The organism is Terribacillus sp. AE2B 122 (assembly GCF_902497585.1).
Taxonomy (GTDB): domain Bacteria; phylum Bacillota; class Bacilli; order Bacillales; family Amphibacillaceae; genus Terribacillus; species Terribacillus saccharophilus_A.
Genome location: NZ_LR700947.1, coordinates 15629 through 35741, shown reverse-complemented (window position 1 = coordinate 35741; position 20113 = coordinate 15629). Strand labels below are relative to the sequence as shown.

At 44.2% G+C, this 20113-nt stretch carries 21 protein-coding genes; 14 read left to right on the top strand and 7 right to left on the bottom strand.

Features of this window, described 5'->3' with window-relative positions; translation table 11 throughout:
- Positions 1–11 precede the first annotated feature (11 nt).
- The 5 genes from AE2B122_RS14125 to AE2B122_RS14105 form a co-directional block, all read right to left on the bottom strand.
- Entirely contained in the window at positions 12–1475 is a 1464-nt protein-coding gene (locus AE2B122_RS14125) for a sucrose-6-phosphate hydrolase (RefSeq protein ID WP_095220113.1), read from the bottom strand.
- Positions 1476–1595: 120 nt separating this feature from the next.
- On the bottom strand, positions 1596–2573 hold the full coding sequence (locus tag AE2B122_RS14120) for a LacI family DNA-binding transcriptional regulator (protein ID WP_175074478.1): 978 nt from the start codon (positions 2571–2573) through the stop codon (positions 1596–1598).
- Positions 2574–2643: 70 nt separating this feature from the next.
- A complete protein-coding gene (locus tag AE2B122_RS14115; protein WP_175074477.1) occupies positions 2644–3960 on the bottom strand; it encodes an ABC transporter permease in 1317 nt (438 codons plus the stop codon).
- Positions 3957–4655 (bottom strand): ABC transporter ATP-binding protein, encoded by a 699-nt coding sequence (locus tag AE2B122_RS14110; RefSeq protein WP_175074476.1) that lies wholly within the window; start codon positions 4653–4655, stop codon positions 3957–3959. The genes AE2B122_RS14115 and AE2B122_RS14110 overlap by 4 nt, the downstream gene beginning before the upstream one ends.
- Positions 4656–4757: 102 nt before the next feature.
- Positions 4758–4895 carry a YfhE family protein gene (locus tag AE2B122_RS14105; protein ID WP_141233216.1) on the bottom strand — a complete coding sequence of 46 codons (138 nt, stop codon included), beginning with the start codon at positions 4893–4895 and terminating at the stop codon, positions 4758–4760.
- Positions 4896–5004: 109 nt separating this feature from the next.
- Here AE2B122_RS14105 and AE2B122_RS14100 point away from each other — a divergent pair, with 109 nt between their 5' ends.
- Both AE2B122_RS14100 and argS read left to right on the top strand, forming a co-directional pair.
- Positions 5005–5292 carry a hypothetical protein gene (locus AE2B122_RS14100; protein WP_175074475.1) on the top strand — a complete coding sequence of 96 codons (288 nt, stop codon included), beginning with the start codon at positions 5005–5007 and terminating at the stop codon, positions 5290–5292.
- Positions 5262–6944, top strand: a complete 1683-nt coding sequence (gene argS, locus AE2B122_RS14095) for an arginine--tRNA ligase (protein ID WP_175074474.1) — start codon at positions 5262–5264, stop codon at positions 6942–6944. The genes AE2B122_RS14100 and argS overlap by 31 nt, the downstream gene beginning before the upstream one ends.
- On the opposite strand, the gene AE2B122_RS14090 is transcribed toward argS, so the two are convergent.
- Positions 6888–7409 (bottom strand): cupin domain-containing protein, encoded by a 522-nt coding sequence (locus AE2B122_RS14090; protein WP_175074473.1) that lies wholly within the window; start codon positions 7407–7409, stop codon positions 6888–6890. The two genes, argS and AE2B122_RS14090, sit on opposite strands and share 57 nt — an antisense overlap.
- A gap of 132 nt (positions 7410–7541) precedes the next feature.
- On the opposite strand from AE2B122_RS14090, the gene AE2B122_RS14085 reads away from it, so the two are divergent.
- From AE2B122_RS14085 to abc-f, 6 genes are all read left to right on the top strand, one after another.
- On the top strand, positions 7542–8681 hold the full coding sequence (locus AE2B122_RS14085; RefSeq protein WP_175074472.1) for a CapA family protein: 1140 nt from the start codon (positions 7542–7544) through the stop codon (positions 8679–8681).
- 65 nt (positions 8682–8746) lie between these two features.
- A complete protein-coding gene (locus AE2B122_RS14080) occupies positions 8747–9067 on the top strand; it encodes a thioredoxin family protein (protein ID WP_095269526.1) in 321 nt (106 codons plus the stop codon).
- Positions 9068–9195: 128 nt separating this feature from the next.
- Positions 9196–10536 (top strand): Nramp family divalent metal transporter, encoded by a 1341-nt coding sequence (locus AE2B122_RS14075; RefSeq protein WP_095269524.1) that lies wholly within the window; start codon positions 9196–9198, stop codon positions 10534–10536.
- 87 nt (positions 10537–10623) lie between these two features.
- On the top strand, positions 10624–11517 hold the full coding sequence (locus tag AE2B122_RS14070; RefSeq protein ID WP_175074471.1) for a YegS/Rv2252/BmrU family lipid kinase: 894 nt from the start codon (positions 10624–10626) through the stop codon (positions 11515–11517).
- A 63-nt stretch (positions 11518–11580) separates the two neighbouring features.
- Positions 11581–11688: an RAxF-45 family protein gene (locus AE2B122_RS19520; protein WP_353615327.1), complete on the top strand. Its 108-nt coding sequence runs from the start codon at positions 11581–11583 to the stop codon at positions 11686–11688.
- 166 nt (positions 11689–11854) lie between these two features.
- Entirely contained in the window at positions 11855–13474 is a 1620-nt protein-coding gene (gene abc-f / locus AE2B122_RS14065) for a ribosomal protection-like ABC-F family protein (protein ID WP_175074470.1), read from the top strand.
- A gap of 34 nt (positions 13475–13508) precedes the next feature.
- On the opposite strand, the gene AE2B122_RS14060 is transcribed toward abc-f, so the two are convergent.
- Positions 13509–14396 carry an SDR family oxidoreductase gene (locus tag AE2B122_RS14060; protein ID WP_175074469.1) on the bottom strand — a complete coding sequence of 296 codons (888 nt, stop codon included), beginning with the start codon at positions 14394–14396 and terminating at the stop codon, positions 13509–13511.
- A 192-nt stretch (positions 14397–14588) separates the two neighbouring features.
- Here AE2B122_RS14060 and AE2B122_RS14055 point away from each other — a divergent pair, with 192 nt between their 5' ends.
- The 6 genes from AE2B122_RS14055 to AE2B122_RS14030 form a co-directional block, all read left to right on the top strand.
- Complete coding sequence (locus AE2B122_RS14055) at positions 14589–14864, top strand: glutaredoxin family protein (protein WP_175074468.1); 276 nt, start codon at positions 14589–14591, stop codon at positions 14862–14864.
- Between the two features lie 104 nt (positions 14865–14968).
- Positions 14969–15508, top strand: coding sequence for a YppG family protein (locus AE2B122_RS14050; protein ID WP_095220127.1), 540 nt, complete (start codon positions 14969–14971; stop codon positions 15506–15508).
- A 26-nt stretch (positions 15509–15534) separates the two neighbouring features.
- Positions 15535–16227, top strand: a complete 693-nt coding sequence (locus AE2B122_RS14045; RefSeq protein WP_095220128.1) for a carboxylesterase — start codon at positions 15535–15537, stop codon at positions 16225–16227.
- A gap of 330 nt (positions 16228–16557) precedes the next feature.
- The gene (locus AE2B122_RS14040; protein ID WP_095220129.1) at positions 16558–18063 is read left to right on the top strand and encodes a DEAD/DEAH box helicase; all 1506 of its coding nucleotides are present in this window, start codon (positions 16558–16560) and stop codon (positions 18061–18063) included.
- 137 nt (positions 18064–18200) lie between these two features.
- The gene (locus AE2B122_RS14035; protein WP_095269514.1) at positions 18201–18680 is read left to right on the top strand and encodes a PH domain-containing protein; all 480 of its coding nucleotides are present in this window, start codon (positions 18201–18203) and stop codon (positions 18678–18680) included.
- On the top strand, positions 18673–20113 hold a 1441-nt coding region (locus AE2B122_RS14030; protein ID WP_175074467.1), incomplete at its 3' end, for a PH domain-containing protein. The genes AE2B122_RS14035 and AE2B122_RS14030, both read left to right, overlap by 8 nt.

Sequence of the window (20113 nt, the reverse complement as noted above, 5' to 3'; positions counted from 1 at the left end):
AGAATTAAAGTCTATCTATATAGCCACTGCACTGCGTTAAATGTTGCATTTCCTCCTTCGCTAAAGAAGGCAACGCCATTACTATCCTTTGCTGGGAATATCCTGGCGGTCATGACGGCTTCTCCGTCATTGATGAAAATCTCGACAGATGACTGATCGACAAACAATCTGAGTGTTATTTTTGTTGCATCTAACGCATAACGTCGAACGCTGCCACTATCATTTTTCATCGTCGCACCTGAACGTGTTCGGTCCAAGACTACATACTTAGAAACTGCGTCATAATAAAGCTGTGTTTCTTCCGTATCTCCAGTTCGAAAAGAGATTCCGGCTTTTGCAGCATCATCCATACACAGTTCACAAATCAATTCATAAGAGGATCCCTTTATTTCTTCGAGCTGAATTTTAGTATTGTGTACTATGTGAGAAGCAGTATATTTCTCTTTTCGAAGCAGTTCCACTCCTTTGACAGGTTGCTGCAGCAGTATGCCATCTTTGATGCTAAGTTCTCTCGGAAGAGTAAGGCAATGCGCCCAGCCATGCATATCTGTTGGATAGTCAGTATCGGGAAGTCCCATCCATCCAATGAGGATGCGCTTACCATCAGGTGAAAGGGTGGTTTGCGCAGCATAAAAATCGAATCCTCTATCCAGTTCCATGAAGTTGCCATGCTGAAAGTGTGGCTTTTCAGGAGCAATTGGTTCACCCATCAAGTAGCCAGCTTGATGAACATTCTCAAAACGATCTTTTTCTGCTGGTAATCCTTGTGGGCAAAAGAGAAGGATACCTTTTTCGTCTAACTCGAAATAATCAGGACATTCCCACATATATCCGAAATCAGCCAGGGAGGTTTTCAGCTCGCCGATGAATGACCAAGTATGCAAATCATCTGATTTATAAATCAGCACACATCCTGTCTTATTCAGACGCTGTGCACCTAGAACTGCATAGTAGCGGCCAGCTGCTTTCCATACTTTAGGATCGCGAAAATGGGCAGTGTAGCCTGCAGGGGGGGCATCAATGATTGGAATTTCATGTTTTGTAATATGTCCTTCTTGATCCATTACTGCAAGACATTGATAAGGCTGCCTCATCCAGTCTTTATCCCTTGTATTGCCGGTGTAAAAGAGGTAGAGCTTTTCATCCTGTGCCAAGGCACTGCCCGAGTAAGCGCCATGTGAATCATACTCGCCTCCAGGTTCTATCCCAATCCCCATGTCTTTCCAATGAACCAAATCAGTCGATGTTACATGATACCAGTACTTCATTCCATGGACGGGACCAAATGGGTGCCACTGGTAAAAGAGATGATACCGGCCATTGTAATAGCCAAATCCATTTGGATCGTTCAATAATCCGGTAGAGGGCTGAATATGGTAGTGCTGCCTCCAAGGAGAGGCATTGACCTGCTTTGCCAGATTTTCCAATTCATTAGGGGCAGCATCCGATAATAGGCGGTATTTATCTGCATTCATCACCTAATCACCACTTTCCATACATTTTCGGAACCGGTTCCAAAATTATTGAAAAAAAGCCAAAGATTCAAGTTCATAACTTATGGAACCGGTTTCTTTGGTAATAGCATATAATGTGTCTTATATTATGTCAACGCTTTCACGTTTTTTTAATTGCACAGGGTAGGTGGTGAGGCTCTCGCAGTACTCTTCCTCGACAAGCTGTACAATTTTTTCACCTGCTTTTTTCCCGGCGTCCAGATAATCGTATTTAACCGTAGTCAAAGCTGGTGTTACGACCTCTGCTGTATCATAACCCCCAAATCCGGCAATTGAAATATCGATAGGAATTCGAAGGTTAAGTTGATGTGCTGCTTTGATAATACCTAAGGCGATGTTGTCGGTTGCTCCAACAATCACTGTAGCTTCCGTTTTGGAAAGGAATCTTTGTGCCAACATCATCGCATCCTGCATCCGAAAGCTTGTTTCCAGATAATCAGCATGGCAGTCATGACGTTCCAGTGCCTCGCGAAAACCGCGTTTTCGTTCGATTCCCACTGCACTATCACGTTCCGTGACACCTAGGTAAATTATTTGACGATGCCCTTGCTTGACAACAAATTCCCCCATCATCTTGCCTGCTTCATAATCGTCATGTATCAAGCTTGGAAGTAAAGGGTGCTGCTGACCTACTAGCAGAATTGGTATACCTGCTTCCTTTATGGCTTGTAAGTGCTCCGTGGTAATTTGAGTAGACATGAGGATGATGCCTGCGACTTTCTGTCTGGCAAAGTTATGAATCGCTTCGATCTCCCGGCCGACCTCCTGGTTGGCACTTGCAATCAGTAATTGATAGCCCTGCCTGCGTAAGGATTCATCAATCCCCATCATTGTATGAGAGGCTGCAAAGGAATCCAGACGAGGTACGATGATACCGACCATAGCAGTTTTCTTAGCTTTGAGACTTTGGGCAAATGTATTCGGTACATAATTTTGTTCGTTTATAATACGTTCCAGCCTTTTCTTTGTGGCTGTACTGACAGAACCGCCATTCAAATAGCGAGATACCGTACTTTTTGAAACTCCAGCCAGATCTGCAATATCCGCTATAGTCTTCATATTTTCTTTCCTTTCAAAAAGCATTAATTTTACTCAGTATACTATGAGAATGACGGACTTGTCATAGAGACTAGATTTCCCTTCTCAATGCCCGCAGTACGTCCACATTTGTTGCCTGTTTTGCTGGCCTGGACCCCGATAGGATTGTAACGACCAGACAAATGGTGATGCTTATGGCAGCTAATAGAAACGGGATGGAAGATAGCTGCAATGTAGCTGGTATTTCCTCTTCGAATATTTGCTCCAATATCACTGGAACTCCGGCATTCACCAGGAAGCTGATCAAATAAGCGACAGCTGTACCGATCAGAGCACCAGCCAGTCCAATGAAGGTACTTTCCATGAGAAAGATCTGTTTGATTGTTTTGGGATTTGCTCCGATTGCTTTCATGATGCCGATATCCGGTGCGCGCTCGGTTACGGCCATCGTCATCGTATTATAAATTCCGATGGAGGCGATCAAGACTGCAATCGTTCCAACAATTATGAGCCCGGCTTTCGCAACATTGAACAGAATGTTGATGTTTTTCAGCTCCTCCAAATTCGAATAAGCTAAAAAGCCTTTCTCATCCAAGGAGTTCAGGATACCTTCTACTGATTCTGCATTAGAAGCATAAACTTCTACTTGGTCGTAAAGCGGATCTCCCTGCTCTGTATAGCTGTCTGTTACATGCAATGTTTCATCAAGCTTTCTTTTCAGTTCGGGAGTTGACTTCACGGAATTCGTGTAGATGTATTCGTTTGCCGGTGCAGCTTCAATCCCGACAATCTGGACTTTTTCCGTTGCAGTACGAGGTTCGCTGCCATCTTCCGGAAAAGTAGAAGCTTCAATCTCGATTTCTTTGTTGAGAACCTCGTCTTTGTATAGATATTCAGACTTGATCGTACCATCCTCTGTAAACTTGTCCTTTTCATCGACATCATCTTTCCCTAAAAATTCGGCAAAATCACTGCTGACGACGATCTCATTTTCTTTCTCCGGCAATCTCCCGCTGCCAAGTTCGATTCCTGCTTGTTTTTCGTTTTCAAAATCAACAGCAATAGCGGAAGGCATCTCGTTCGTGTATCCATCTAAATGAAAGTTAGTTTCACCAAGACTTTGAATCTGCCGTACAGCATCAACATTCTCAATCTGCTTCAATTCATTAATGTTTTCGTTCGTAAAGCCAAGCTGTTCTTCATCATCAGTACCATAAATATCAATCTTTGTGACAGCTCTGCTTTCCAGCTCGTCCTTGATTAAGGAATCATGCAAACCAAAGCCGACAGACGCTAGGACAATCAGGAAACAGCTCCCCATTGCTGCTGCGAGTATCGTCATAAACACACGAACTTTATTCTTCTTCATATTCTGCTGAACAAAACGCCACTTATCTTTGAATGTCATACCGGCATCACACCCTTCACTTTTAGCATTTGGCCATCTTTGATTTCCAGCTGTCTATCAGCAATTGCTGCAACTTCCTGGTCATGTGTGATGATAAGGAAGGTGATGCCGGCTTGTTTATTCAGTTTGCGAATGAGAGAAAGTAGTTCTGCTTCGGTATCGCTATCTAAGCTGCCGGTTGGCTCATCTGCTAAAATCAATGGCGGATCAAGTATAAGTGCTCTGGCAATCGCAACACGCTGCTGTTGTCCGCCTGATAATTCGGAAGGGTAATGCTCTGGAAATGCTTCCAGCTCAACTTGGCGTAATATGTCCTCAACTTTTTGCTTGCGCTCTTGTTTCGGTGTTCCGTTCAAAATGAGCGGCAGTTCGATATTTTGAGCCGCGGTCATGCTCGGTATCAGCTGGAAGTTTTGAAAAATATAGCCGATATGCTGTAGACGGAAATCTGCTAATTGTCCTTCATTCCAGCCAGTTATCTTTGTTCCATTAATTGCTACTTCACCGCTTGTCGGTTGAATAAACCCGCCGATAATATGCAATAAAGTGGACTTGCCGGAACCACTTTTACCGATGAGGCTGACAATTTCTCCTTTTCCTACGTGTAAATCAATTCCATGCAATACGGGAACTATCGTTTCCTTTGCTTTCTTTCCCATCGTGTAGTGATGAGATACTTGTTTGATCGTTATCATTTTTTCTCCCCCTGTTTTGCCTGCTATTAATAACGACGGCAGCAAGAAGGAAAAGTATACAAAAAAATCCTGCCGTCTTGTGGACAGCAGGATTCATCATGCTTATTTGCCTTTCTTCTGGCGGAAACCGCCGGCGATATCCGCGCGTTTGAACTCTTTGCCGAATGTCACTTCGCGGGCATCGGATAAACTGACGCCATTCATACGTACAGGCTGATAGTTGCCATATTGCTTAGCCATGCGATCATCCTCCTTTTTGCAGGTTATCAAAAGTGTGCCCCTGGGCTTTATAATCTAAACAGGGGTTGCATCTTCTAAAAGAACAGCTATAATAAAGGACAATATATGTGTGCCGATAAGAAAGAGAGTACTGCAGCTGGAGACAAAAGCGAGTCCCGGATGGTGGAAGCGGGATGTGGAAAGCGGCAGGAACCGGACTTTCTTGGCTGCAGCCCTGAACGAACGCGAAGTAGGGGCTGCCGGGAAACATCATTCCCATTATCCAATTGAGCAGGTCCGATTAGGACAATTAGAGTGGCACCGCGGATTTAACCGTCTCTTCCAAGTGGAAGAGGCGGTTTTTTTATTTGAAGGGGGAAATGGAAAATGTACAAATCTAGTGCAGCAGAATTATTAGCAAAAGCATTGAACAAGCCATCAGAGGAAACGATAAAACAAATCGAGAGACCGAAACAGCTGCAGCATGGAGACTATGCTTTTCCTTGCTTTGCTTTGGCGAAGGAAAAGAGACAATCACCGCAGAGCATTGCAGCTGAACTAGCAGCAGAATTAACACATGAAGAATTTTCTGCTATTACGGCAGTGGGTGGGTATGTAAATTTCACGCTAGATAAAAAGCTTGCTGGCAGCAGCGTGCTAAAAGAGATTCATCAGCAACGTGCAGCATACGGAAGTACAGCTATCGGACAAGGTCAGACAGTGACGATCGATCTTTCTTCTCCTAATATTGCAAAGCCCTTCTCGATGGGGCATCTGCGCTCTACTGTCATCGGAAACAGTATCAGTCTTTTACTTGAAAAGCAAGGCTATGACGTTGTAAGGATTAATCACGTTGGTGACTGGGGCACACAATTTGGCAAGCTTATCTGTGCCTATGAAAAATGGGGCGAGGAGGAGAAAGTGCGTGCCAATACGATTCCGGAACTGCTGAAGCTGTATGTCCGTTTTCATGAAGAAGCCGCACAGAATGAGCAGCTGGAACAAGAAGGCAGAAACTGGTTCCGAAAATTAGAGCAAGGAGATGCGTATGCAAATAAGCTCTGGCATTGGTTCCGTGACGTATCAATGAAGGAGTTCGGGCGTGTTTACGAGCTGATGGGCGTACACTTTGATTCAGATGCAGGAGAAGCCTTCTACAATGACAAAATGGAACGTGCCGTCGAGGAGCTGGAACAGAATGAGTTGCTCAGCCTTTCGGATGGTGCCCAAGTAGTACGCCTGGATGAGTTTGATCTTCCTCCTAGTCTGATCAAGAAAAAAGATGGCGCCACACTATATGCAACACGTGATCTTGCTGCGGCAATCTATCGTAAGGAAACATACCAATTTTCTAAAAGTCTGTATGTTGTCGGTCATGAACAGAGTTTGCATTTTCAGCAGCTGAAAATAGTACTTAACAAAATGGGCTATGAGTGGGCTGAGGGAATCAACCATATTCCATTTGGTATGGTACTGCAGGATGGAAAGAAAATGTCGACCAGAAAAGGAAAGTTGGTACTGCTTGATAAAGTGCTGGAGCAGGCAATCCAGTTGGCCGCCACTAACATTGCAGAAAAAAATCCGAACTTGCCAGATAAAGAAGAAGTAGCGAGACAGGTCGGCGTCGGTGCTGTACTTTTCCATGACTTAAAGCATGAACGTATCCATGATATCGATTTTTCGTTAGAAGATATGCTTCGTGTGGAAGGAGAGACAGGACCATATGTGCAATATACGCATGCCCGAGCTTGTACACTACTGGCTAAGGGAGGCGAAATCCAGAGCGGATCGGAAGTCGATGGTGAGACAGCAGCTGCTGCTTGGCCGATCCTTTCCCTGTTGTTGCAGTTTCCGGACACAGTTGGCAATGCAGCAATCAACTATGATCCTTCCAGAATCGCCAAGTATGTGATCGATCTTGCCCAAGCATTCAACAGCTATTATGGAAGAGTACGTATCCTGGAAGAAGATGAGAAACTCGGTGCCCGCTTGGCAGTTGTCGGAGCTGTTGCTTCAGTTTTGGAAGAAGGTCTTCGTCTCTTGGGGATACGAGCACCGAGACAAATGTAATGACCTCCAGATTGAATTTCCAGTAACAGGGTCCTGCTTCGGTATCGGGACATTTGGTATTTGCTGTAGTGCTTGGTCGTATTCGCCTTGCTTGTCCGTTTTTGTATCAAAGGACATGCCATCCGGATAGGCACCAAGTACTTGAAAATCATTAGATTGCTGAATCCGCTTGTGGGCCGTACCGGCAGGCAACACAATGACATCACCACGAGAAATATTCAGCTGTTCACCATCTGGCCCGCCGAGCAGAACCGTTGCGTGACCACTCATAACACCGAGCACTTCATGGGCAGTGCTGTGATAGTGGTGATACGGGAAGATGCCATTGACCCAGCTGTTTCTCCAGTGGTTGGATTCGAAAACGTCCCGCATGGTATTAGTATGTTCGAAAGCTTTCTCATAATAAAGAACAGGTAGTTTATTATTTGGATAGGTGCCATCATCTTGTAAATGGAATTTTTGCATAATATCCCTCCTTTATCTTTATCATTTACCCGACTATTCGAGAATTATATTCCTTTTTATGCAAATCATACTATTTTTCGTGCGAGTCTGCGTTTATAATACGGATAAATACTCACAGACAGGCGGTTACGCATGAAAATAAAAGCAATCATTGTCGCATTGACGGGTCTTGTCATTCTTACGGCGTGCAGTGGAGGAGTTCCGAAACAACAAACAGAAGCGGTACAGGCAGTGCAGCAAAATATAGTGGAACTGGAACCGAAAGAGATACCCTCTAGTCAGTCGATCTCCGTTACAGCCATCGGCGATGTGCTCCTGCATAGCTCTATTTATTATGATGCAAAGACAAAGAAAGGCTATGACTTTGATCCGATGTTTCAAGATGTTAAACCCTATTTAGATAGTACGACACTTACTGTTGCTAACCAGGAATCCATTATGGGCGGGGAAGAGTTAGGTGTATCCACTTATCCGACCTTCAACAGTCCTGATGAAATTGGCGACACTTTGAAGGATGTGGGAGTCGATGTAGTCACGATGGCTAATAACCATACATTGGATCAAGGAGAAGCTGGAGTGAAGCATGCAGCTTCTCAGTACGAGAAAATTGAAATGGCATATACTGGAGCGTATGCTAACAAGGAAGATAGCGAAAAGCTAACGATAGAAAAAACAGCAGAAGGTATCTCGGTCGCCTTTCTTAGCTATACGTATGGAACAAATGGAATTGCGGTACCCGAGGGCAAAGACTATCTAGTTAATCTGATTGATAAGCAGAAGATAAAAGATGACATTGGCCGAGCGAAACAGCAAGCAGATGCTGTTATTGTTAGTTTACATTTCGGTGTTGAATATGAAGATGATTCTAACGAGGAACAAAAAGAACTTGCTCAGTTCGTTGCTGACCAGGGTGCAACAGCAGTTTTAGGCTCTCACCCGCATGTGCTGCAGCCTGTTGAATGGCTGACAGGAAAAGAGGGGAATAAAACGCTCGTCATCTATTCTCTCGGGAATTTTATCGCTGCTCAGGAAGAAACGGATCGGCGTATAGGCGCGGCTTTTCAATTTGATATTGAGAAAGATGGAAAGACGGCAACTGCGAAGGCCCCAAGAATGCTGCTCACGTACTTATCTTTTACTGATTGGAAGCATTACCGTATTCAGCCGATGTATCAATTGCCGGAAATGAAAAGTGATTATGAAGCAAAGAAGAAGCATATGGCAAAGCTTGCACCAGATCTTTCCTTTATTGAAACGGATGTATCAAGCTAACTGCTTGATTTCCGCCTTGTGTGTACCGTATCTTTAGAAGGAAAAGCAGAAGGGGGAAACAAACAATGGAACAAATCAATACAAAAGAAAAGTTCAAAGAAGTTATCGTGAGTGAAGAACCGGTCATCGTTAAATTCTTCGCAGACTGGTGTCCGGACTGCACGCGTATGAATATGTTTATCGATCAGGTGCTAGCAGAATACGGCAATTATAAATGGTATGAGTTGAATAATGATGAGGTACCTGATGTTGCAGCTGAGCAGGATGTAATGGGAATTCCAAGCATTCTCCTATTCCAAAACGGTGAGAAGCTGGCGCACTTGCATAGTGCAAACGCGAAATCTCCTGAAGAAGTTATCTCGTTCCTTCAACAGCAGCTTGGATAATTAGTAGTAACCCGAAAAGCTTCCCTGGATTAGAAGGGAAGCTTTTTTTATAGCAGCGTTTTTTCTTTGACTAAAAATGTTTCCTTTGGTAAACTTGCGCTAATAATAACAAGAAAGAAGCGATCTTTATGGGAAAAGAACGAGATAAGGGCTGGCTTAGCAGAGCAGGTGATGCAAGTCTGGAAGAGTCGAACCATAGTGTCGCTATTCCAGAGAACGGAAACTTCTTCAAGAAGCTATTCGCTTTCATGGGACCAGGTGTCCTTGTGGCGGTCGGTTTCATTGATCCGGGTAACTGGGAGACTTCCATTTCAGCAGGTTCTTCCTTTGGCTATATGCTGCTTTCCGTCGTCCTGCTTTCTAACTTAATAGCCATGCTCATGCAGGGGCTGGCTGCCAAGCTCGGAATCGCAACTGGTCGTGATTTAGCGCAGGCGACAAGGGATGCGTTTCATCCTAAAGTGGTCGTGGTGCTATGGCTGCTGACAGAACTTGCCATTATAGCAACGGATTTGGCCGAGGTATTAGGTTCTGCCATAGCACTGAATTTGCTATTTCACATACCGATTATGGTAGGCATAGTCATTACAGCGTTGGACGTTCTTCTGCTGCTTCTGTTACAGAAAAAAGGATTTCGCTGGATGGAAGCGATTATTACCGTACTGATGATAACCATCGCAGGGTGCTTTCTTTTCGAGATGATTTTCTCACATCCTGCACTTTCGGAAGCATTTAAAGGTTATATCCCTTCTACGGAAATAGTGACTGACCCATCGATCTTGTTCCTGGCTCTTGGTATTCTCGGTGCAACTGTTATGCCGCATAACTTGTATCTGCATTCCTCCATTGTGCAAACAAGGAATTACCAGGATACAGAAAAGGGTAAGAAGGAAGCGGTAAAATTCGCGTATATAGACTCGACCTTCTCGCTTGGTGTTGCTTTTTTCGTCAATTCAGCGATTTTAATCCTTGGTGCAGCTGCTTTCCATACAATCGGACAGCATGTGGAAGGCATTGAGGATGCGTACAAGCTGTTAAGTCCTGCTATTGGTGCTGGTGCAGCTAGCTTCCTGTTCGGGTTTGCGCTGCTTTTATCTGGTCAGTCTTCGACTATCACAGGAACATTGACTGGACAGATTGTCATGGAAGGATTCATTCAATTCCGCATAAAGCCTTGGGTCAGACGGCTGGTTACAAGAATCATCGCCATCATTCCGGCACTTATTGTTGTCGGGATTTACGGCCCTTCAAGCACAGGTGATTTGCTCGTTTGGAGTCAGGTAATCCTTAGCCTGCAGTTGTCCTTTGCTGTTATACCGCTAGTACTCTTTACAAGCAGCAAGAAAAAGATGGGATCCTTCGTAAACAAGCCACATATTAAAGTGCTGGCGTGGACGGCCACGGGATTAATTGTCTGTTTGAATGCATTCATGCTCGGCTATATGATCGTGACAGGGCATGCTTTATAAAGCCGGTTTCCAGCCGGCTTTTTTTATTTGCCATAGTTTAGCCGGTCTAAGGTGCAGGGAACGATAATAGGAAAGGAGAGGAGAACGATGCAAACATTCGAACACGCTGTATATGTAGTGAATGGGAATATGGATAACGACCAGCTTGAACGGGAATTAGGTCAAACTCTGCCAAAGGTTGCGGCATCGATTAAACAGCTCGAGGTCAAGCAAACGAAAGATTTGGAGGAGTTAGTGAGCTATAGCCAGGAGGTTGCAGGACACGTTGACCTATTGATCATACACGGTGGTGACGGTACCATTCATCAAGTAATCAATGCAATTGCATCTTTGCCGAAACGACCGAAAGTTGCAATCATTCCCGGAGGTACTTGCAACGACTTCAGTAGGATGTTGGGGCTGCCGCAGAATTTAGGGAAGGCAGCAGCGGCAATTGCTGGCGGGAAGACTGCATCGATAGACATTGGTCAATACGAGGATTCGTACTTCTTAAATTTCTGGGGAGTGGGGTTGATCGCGGATGCATCGAATAATATCGATGAAGATCAAAAATCTCGCTTAGGCGTGCTATCTTATTTTATCAGTACCTTAAAAACAGTTAATCAGGCAGAACCATTTTCATATGAAATGGAAATTGACGGAGAAAAATTAACTGGAGAAGCAGTTATGATTTTGGTGATGAACGGCCGTTTTATCGGTACTAGAGAGTTCGCAGGATCGAATATCAGCCCAGATGATGGTAAACTGCATGTTATATTCGTGAAGAATTCCAATCTAACCAGTTTTAAAGAACTCCTCCAGATGAAACAAGATAAAACGGTTCTGTCAGATTTGACGGAGGTAGGTATTCAGGAAGCAGAGAAAATGCGCTTTTTATCACCTGCTGGCAAACCGATTGATATGGATGGGGAGATATATCAGGAGACGTCTGGTGAAGTAAAAATCCTGCCTGGACACCTTGAGATGATAATTGGGGAATAGTTTGACAATTCGATCCATCCCCTCTATACTGGAATTACTTACAAGGAAAAGGAGGGGAATCAGATGTTGCACACACTTTCGCGTGAAGCCGATCAGAATCTATTGCATCGCCGCGCGATTATTCATGGTTTTGTTGGTAACGGGATACGTATGCCCTTTTTTACCAATTAAATAATGGATAATGTGCAGGATCTATCTCTCTACGACACGATTAAAAAGAAAAGGCGTTTCGGAGAACCACACCCTGCGTGTGGTTTTTTTGTACCCTTATTTCTCATTTGTCAGAGCCAGACAGTCTTCCTGTCTGGCTTTTTTTATAGAAAAAGGAGCGGATAACATGTTAATAACATTGAAGGACGTCAAGAAAATCATGGGCGGTAATATATTGTTTGAAAAGCTGAACTTGGAGCTGAAGCCAGGAGAAAAGCTTGGTCTAGTCGGTCGAAATGGCAGTGGAAAATCAACAATCTTTAAATTGATCACAGGAACGGAGATTTGTGACGATGGGCAAATTTTTATACGAAAGCAAGCGAAAATAGGTTATTTGGAGCAGATTCCAGTCGGGCATGCAGGCACTGTTAAGCAGTACTTGATGGGTGCATTCGAGGATCTAGCTGGTTTGCAGGAAAGAATGCGGAAATTAGAGGAGCAAATGTTGGATCCGGAAAAAATGGAAAAAGCATTGGCTGCTTATGGAGAGGTGCAAACAGCATTTGCAGAAGCAGGCGGCTATGAAATGGATGCACAAATTGCGCGTACAGCAAACGGTTTGCATATTACACAGTTGCTGGAGGAACCTTTCACAAAACTGAGTGGAGGGGAGAAAACAAAGGTCGGCTTGGCGTATGTTCTCCTGCAGCAGCCAGATCTGCTGCTGTTGGATGAGCCGACAAACCATCTTGATTTATCAGCCATTGAATGGCTGGAAAACTTTCTGACCAATTATGGGGGAGCAATATGTATTATTTCGCATGATCAATATTTCCTGGATGCAACTGTATCGCGCATTGCTGATCTGGAGGATGGAGAGGTGACGGTTTATACGGGAAATTTCACCTCTTATCTGAAGCAAAAGGAAGCGAAGCTCTTACAGGAATTCGAAGCATACAAAGAACAGCAGAAAAAAATCAAAAAAATGAAAGAGACCATCAAACGATTGAGATTATGGGCAAATCAGGCGAACCCGCCGAATGAAGGATTGCATAAGCGTGCGCGTAATATGGAACGAGCATTGGAACGAATGGAGAAGCTATCCAGACCGAATATTGATCCAGCTAAAATGAAGCTCAGGCTTTCTGCAGATGAACGTAGCGGTGAAGATGTCATCCGCTTGGAATCAATCAGCAAGTGTTTTGGTGATAAGGAAGTACTGCGGGATATTATGCTGCATGTGCGCTACAAGGAAAGAGTAGCAATTGTAGGCGATAACGGCAGCGGCAAGTCAACACTAATCAAGATAGTCCTTGGCAGTTTAAATGCTGACAGCGGAATTGTTAAAGTCGGGAGTGCAGTACAGGTGGGCTACCTGCCACAGCATGCATTGGAGGATGCTGATCCAGCTATGCGAATGATTGATTATTTTCGCACAGTGATCTCTGTGACTGAAGCAGAAGCAAGGCATTTGCTGGCAGCATTCATGTTCTATGGCTACGCAGTCTTTCAGCCAATCGGCCGCCTAAGCGGGGGAGAAAGAATGAGGCTGAAACTAGCCATTTTCATGCATCAAGGAATCAATTTGCTTATCTTGGATGAACCGACGAACCATCTCGACTTGGAGTCAAGGGAAGTACTGGAGGAAGCTCTAGGTCGTTTCGATGGAACAGTACTTGGTATCAGCCATGATCGACATCTGCTGAATTCATGTTTTGATCAGACTGCTTACTTGGAGAACGGGGTGCTGCATCGTTATCCGGGTAATTATGAAGAGACAAAGGACCATTGGAAGGTAGTTAAATAATAAAAAGCTGCGAGCATTTGCTCGCAGCTTTTCTTTATGCTGTCGGAATTCCGCCAGTGATGCTGTATACTTGCGCGCTTACATAGCTGGATTCCTCGGATGCAAGGAACACATACACGCTGGAAAGCTCAACTGGCTGACCTGCGCGTCCTGCAGGAGTTGGTGGTGTGTTGGAGCCAAATTCAGGAATGTTTTCCTGAGGCTGACCTCCGGAAATTTGCAAAGGTGTCCAAATTGGACCTGGTGCTACAGAGTTCACGCGGATACCTTTATCGGCAATCTGCTTCGCAAGGCCCTTTGTGAACCCGATGATTGTGCTTTTCGTAGCTGCATAATCCAATAGCATCGGAGAAGGGTTAAATCCTTCCACAGATGTTGTAGTAATAATAGAAGACCCTGCTGGCAGATGTGGTAGAGCGGCTTTTGTCAGCCAATAAAGCGGATATACATTCGTTTCGAATGTCGCTTTCAGTTGTTCGGTAGTCAAGTCTGCAATGTCCTCAACGGCTTGCTGCTTACCAGCGACAAGTGCGAGGATATCAAGACCGCCTAATTGCTCAACTGCTTCCTCTACAAGCTTATAGTTGAATCTTTCGTTTCGAAGGTCACCAGGAATAAGTACGGCCTTTCTTCCTTCCGCCTCAATTAGTTCCTTCACTTCTTCTGCATCAGGCTGCTCGTCTGGAAGGTAGTTAATAGCTACATCGGCACCTTCTCTTGCATAAGCAATAGCAGCAGCACGGCCGATACCGGAGTCCCCTCCTGTAACAAGCGCTTTTCGTCCTGTCAGTTTTCCGGATCCTTTATAGCTATCTTCTCCGCAATCAGGCAATGGATTCATTTCCTTTTGCAAACCGGGCGGATCCTGATATTGTTTCGGATACGTATCATGGTAGTATTGAGTTCTTGGATCTTTTGGCATGTTTTGACAGCTCCTTTTCGTTTCGTGTATATGCTATTGATACCACGTATGGAAGAACTCAAACTGCATTTTTGTAATGTAAATGGTTGCATAAAAAGAAACGTAAATTTCATTGAAAATAGGTTTTAAGTACTAGATGATGGGGTAAATTTTGGTAGAACAACATTGATAAGGTACAAAAGGAGAATGCAGATGAGACATCGTAATGTGGAAGTATACATCAGTGATAACTGCAAACAATGCGAGCAAGTGATGAATCAGCTTGATAAGTGGGACATTTCTTACAGTGTCAAAAATATTACAAATGCACCTGCTGTATTGAAGGAAATGCAAGCACATTTCATATACAGCACTCCGCTTGTCCTGATCGATGGAGAAAAGGTGCACGGATTCCAAAAAAACAAGCTTCAGCAGATGCTTGGGTTAATTAACAGTATGTATTCCTCACGGACACATTTCAGCTATTGAGCAAAAATCATCTGCGGTGGTTTTTGCTTTCTTTTTATGGTTAAGAATAACGCCCTTCCTTCGCCTAACATACGATAAAGTAGAAATAGGAAAGGTGTGTGGAGATGTATTATTATAATACAACAGAGCCACGCTCCCATGTGCAGCAACAACAGATGAGCGATGGCCGACAGCGTTATTATTATGAGCCTGTGTTTCAAACTGAGCCTACAGAGCAATATACAGAGCAATATCATGATAAAATGTATGATCATACATGGATGCAAGCTAATGAAAATGTTGGTGATACTAACAGACAGACTGAGCCTTATACCTATAATCCATATCCTCCCGAGTACTTCAGTCAGTGGGGAGGGTGGCAGCAAGCACAGCAAGCGCAGCCGCCGCAGCAGGTGACGCCGTATGAGTATTTCAAAAAGCCGCCTCTTGCACCGTATTGGCATTCGTATGCCCAACCGACAAATATTCAGCAGCCAAAGCAGCAAGCGCAGCTGACAAAAGGGCTGGCAACTTATTTTCAGGATAAGAATGGGCAAATGGATATCAATAAGATGATGTCGACTGTTGGGCAGATGGCATCGACGGTCCAGCAGGTTTCTCCCATCGTCAAATCACTCGGTTCTTTTTTGAAGATACTGAGATAAACACTAAAGAAAGCGAAGATGATCGAATGACTGGAATACTGTGTATCCACGGCTTCACCGGTGGTACGTACGAGGTGGAGCCCTTAACTGAGCATTTAATGAATCATACTGAATGGAAAGTGGAAATGGTCGCTTTGCCTGGTCATGGAAAGGCAGATGAGCTGTCTCTTCGCGGAGTCGGGCACAGGGAATGGATAAAGGCCTGTGAGGAAGCATATGAGCGGCTTGAAAAAGAATGTTCCCAGGTCTATGTAATAGGATTTTCAATGGGAGGAATGATCGCCTCTCATCTAGCGGCAAAATATGGTGCTGACAAGCTTGTGCTGTTATCGGCATCGGGTAAATATTTGAACTGGAAACTGCTGACGATTGAGGCTTGGCAAAACATGAAAAAGCAATTGAGCGGCGATATTTTGGATGATTTGAGCAAACTGCGGGAAGATAAAAAAGGAAGAATTCCGTTCCGCGCCTTTTGGGAATTTAAAAAATGTATAGACTATACAAAAAAAGCATTGCCTGCCGTTTCTTGTCCGGTATTTATCGTTCAGGGCATACAAGACAGCATGGTGCCGTACCGTACGGTCAACTATTTGCATAAACATCTTGGCTCTCAGAAGCAGAAGATGGTTCTCTTTGATGAATCGAGGCATCTTTTATGCCTTGGTCCGGATATAGATCAAATTTGTACGCAAGTCGAGGAATTCTTGCTGGAGGCTTAATTTTTTCCGGCGAGGGTTTAAGATCCACTCTGAGGGAGAAAATAGAACCAAAGCTGTGAAAGCCGGTATGATTGTTGCTTGAAAACAATATAACGATTTCCAAAAGATACTGTTACACATTTGGAAGGGCTTTAATGATAAATAAAGCACGTATATCTACGTGTAATCATAGATATAGGTAGAATTCGGACAAATAGTGTGTTACTATTATTAAATCCAATGAATGCTTGCTTAAGGCCTCTTCCCAAGCGTGGAGGAAGGCTTTTTTATTGTGTATAACTGCCGTGCTTCATCAGTGAGACTTTTTTTATATAAAGGAGTAATAAGAAATTGACAACATTTAGTTCATTAGGTATTTCGGAACCAATTTTAAAAGCATTAGATAAAATGGGGTTTGAAGAAGCTACACCAATTCAAGCTGAAACGATTCCATTCGCCCTAGAAGGCAAAGACGTACTAGGTCAAGCACAGACTGGTACTGGTAAAACTGCTGCCTTCGGTATCCCTATGATCAGCAAAATCGATCGTTCTAAACGCCAAATCCAAGGTTTGGTTATTGCACCGACTCGTGAGCTTGCTATCCAGGTAGGAGAAGAGCTTCACCGTCTTGGTCAATTCAAAGGAATCCGTACACTTCCAGTATACGGCGGTCAGCATATGGACCGTCAGATTCGTTCATTAAAAGAAGGCCCGCATATCGTCGTAGCGACTCCTGGTCGCCTGCTTGACCATATCCGCCGTAAAACAATCAATATCAGCAATGTTCACACTGCTGTATTGGATGAAGCAGACGAAATGCTTAACATGGGCTTCATCGACGATATCCGCGAAATTCTTTCATCTATCCCTGAAGAGCGTCAGACATTGCTATTCAGTGCGACAATGCCGAAAGAAATCCGTGATATTGGTACAAGATTGATGAAAGACCCTACAGAAGTTAAAGTAAAAGCAAAAGAAATGACTGTAACGAATATCGATCAGACTTACATCGAAGTTCAAGAAAGACAGAAATTCGATACACTTTCTAACTTGCTTGATATCGATGAGCCAACATTGGCAATTATATTCGGCAGAACGAAAAAACGTGTTGATGAAGTGACAGAAGGCTTGCAGGCTCGCGGTTTCCGCGCAGAAGGTATTCATGGCGATCTTACACAAGGCAAGCGTATGTCCGTGTTGAACAAATTTAAAAATGGCCGTGTAGAAATTTTAGTAGCGACTGACGTTGCTGCACGTGGTCTTGATATCTCTAACGTTACGCATGTATATAACTTCGATATCCCGCAGGATCCGGAAAGCTATGTACACCGTATCGGTCGTACAGGACGTGCTGGTAAAGCAGGACAAGCTGTCTCCTTTATCACGCCAAGAGAGGTTTCTCACCTGCACTTGATCGAAAAAACGACGAAGAGCAAGATTGCACGTAAAGATGCTCCGACAAACGATGAAGCAGCACAAGGACAGCAGCAGATCGCTATCGATAAAATGCTTCGTACGATCGAAAACAAAGATTTAAATGCATACAACGAAAAAGCAAACGAACTTATCAACCAGTTCGGTGCTGAAACAGTTGTTGCAGCTGCTTTGAAAATGCTGACAAAAGAGCGTCGTAATACACCGGTTCGTATTACATCCATTGCTCCAATCAGCGTAAAAGGCAACTTCAAGGACAAAAAGAAATACCGTGGCGGCGGTTCCCGTGGCGGTAATGGTGACCGACGTGGCGGCGGCTATGGTCGTAACAGCAACTCGCGTGGCCGTAACTACCAAGGACAAGGCAAACGTAATGGCAGCGGTGGCGGCGGCTACCGTGGCAAACGCAACAACGATAACTAATTAAAAAAAGACACCTGAAAGGGTGTCTTTTTTTATGGCAAGAGTCTTGGAGGAATATTTCCGAGGCTCTTTTTTATTCAAAAACGAAACAAATCACTAGTCGAAACGTATGGTAAAAATGGAAGAGGGGGGAGAACATGAAGTCACAGCCACGTAACAGAATTGCTGTTAATGCAAAGAAGGTCTGGCGCATTAATGCCAGCCTGTATCTGCTGCTGCCGGTCATTGCAGCAGGGGTTCTAACGTATTTCTGGAGTACCTGGTCCATTCCGGATTTTATCATTTATATTGCTTGGGCTATCATCATCGCTAGCTTAATCTTCTTTATCTGGCTACTTCCGGCGCTACGATGGAGAAGGTGGCGTTATGAAGTGTTTGAGCAGGAAATATACATACAAAGCGGTATTTTCATTGTCACGCAGACGATTGTACCGATGATCCGGGTGCAGCATGTCGATACCGAGCAAGGACCAGTGCTGAAGAAATTCGGTTTGGCTACCGTCTCTGTATCAACAGCTGCAACGACGCATAATATACCAGCTCTGGCTTTGGAGGAAGCATTGGAGCTGCGTGACCGAATTGGAATACTTGCTCGTGTGGAGGAAGAAGATGTCTGAACCGAAAAGGATGCATCCAATCAGTATTGTCCTCCGGATGCTGAAGCTCATTAAAGACGCCATCGTGCCACTTGCTATTGCTTTTATAGCATTACTAAGGGATATGACTAAATTATTTTGGTGGAGTCCGTTTGCACTTGTTGGAGCTATATTGCTGTTGAGTGGTCTGTTTGGATTTTTATATTGGTACCGGTTTACATATCGGATGGAAGAAGATGAACTTCGAATCGAATCCGGCATTTTTGTTCGGAAAAAACGTTATATATCCAGACATCGTATCCATTCTGTGAATACAAGTGCAAATATTCTTCACAGACTTTTTGGTCTGGTCAAACTGGAAGTGCAGACAGCAGGCGGCGGAAAAGAGGCTGAAGGGATGATTCCGGCCCTTTCCAAGCCGGACGCTGCGGATATACAACAGTTCGTAAAAAGAAAAGAGAATATTGTTTTACAGGAAGATAAGGAGAACGTGCAGATTCGAGAAGAATGGGCCAGCTACCGGCTAAGTTTCCGCCGTTTGCTAGTTGCAGCTGCTACTTCAGGTGGCACAGGGGTCATTTTTGGATTTCTTTTTGCAATTACGCAGCAAGCGGATGAGGTAGTCAACATTAATATCTATTCTTGTGCTTATGATTGGCTATCGGAGCAGAGCTTACTTCTATCTATCTTTTTTGTCATTGGCAGTTTAGCTTTGACGTGGATGGTAGCGATGGTCGGAACCATATTAAAATATTGCTTTTTTGAAATTACCAAACAAGGAAATGAGCTCTTCATACGAAGGGGGCTGCTTGAAAAAAGGGAAATGACCATACCACTGCACCGAATCCAAGCACTGAAGATAGAAGAAAATATTTTTCGCCAGCCGTTCGGTTTGCTTGCAGTGAGCGCAGAAATTGCAGGTGGAGCAACTGATGCTGACAAACATAGCTTTTCTACTGTCCTTTTCCCACTGCTGAAAAAATCTGAGCTCAGCGCCTTCCTGGATGAGCTGTTGCCTGAATTTGTAGTGGAGCCGAGCTTTAGGAAACCGCCGAAGCGGGCGTTGCTTCGATATCTATTTCTGCCATCCATTATCATGGTCCTAGTTACCGGAATACTTATATACTCATTTGGCGGGTACGGGCTATTTGCTATTCCGCTCGTTTTACTGACTATTATATTCAGTATCTTAAGTCATCGGGATGCTGGTGTATCCTGGACGACAGATATGCTTACGATGCGTTACCGGGAGCTGACACGTGTTACTGTCCATGTGAATCGTAAAAAGGTGCAGGCTTTCTATGGATCGCAGCATTACTTTCAATCGAAGAAACAGCTTGGTACATTGAAGATTGCTGTTGCATCGGGCGGGGCAAAGGGAAGCAGATTCAAGGTGAAGCATCTGGAGGAACATGATATAGAGGATGTATCTGACTGGTATTCCTTCCGAAGTT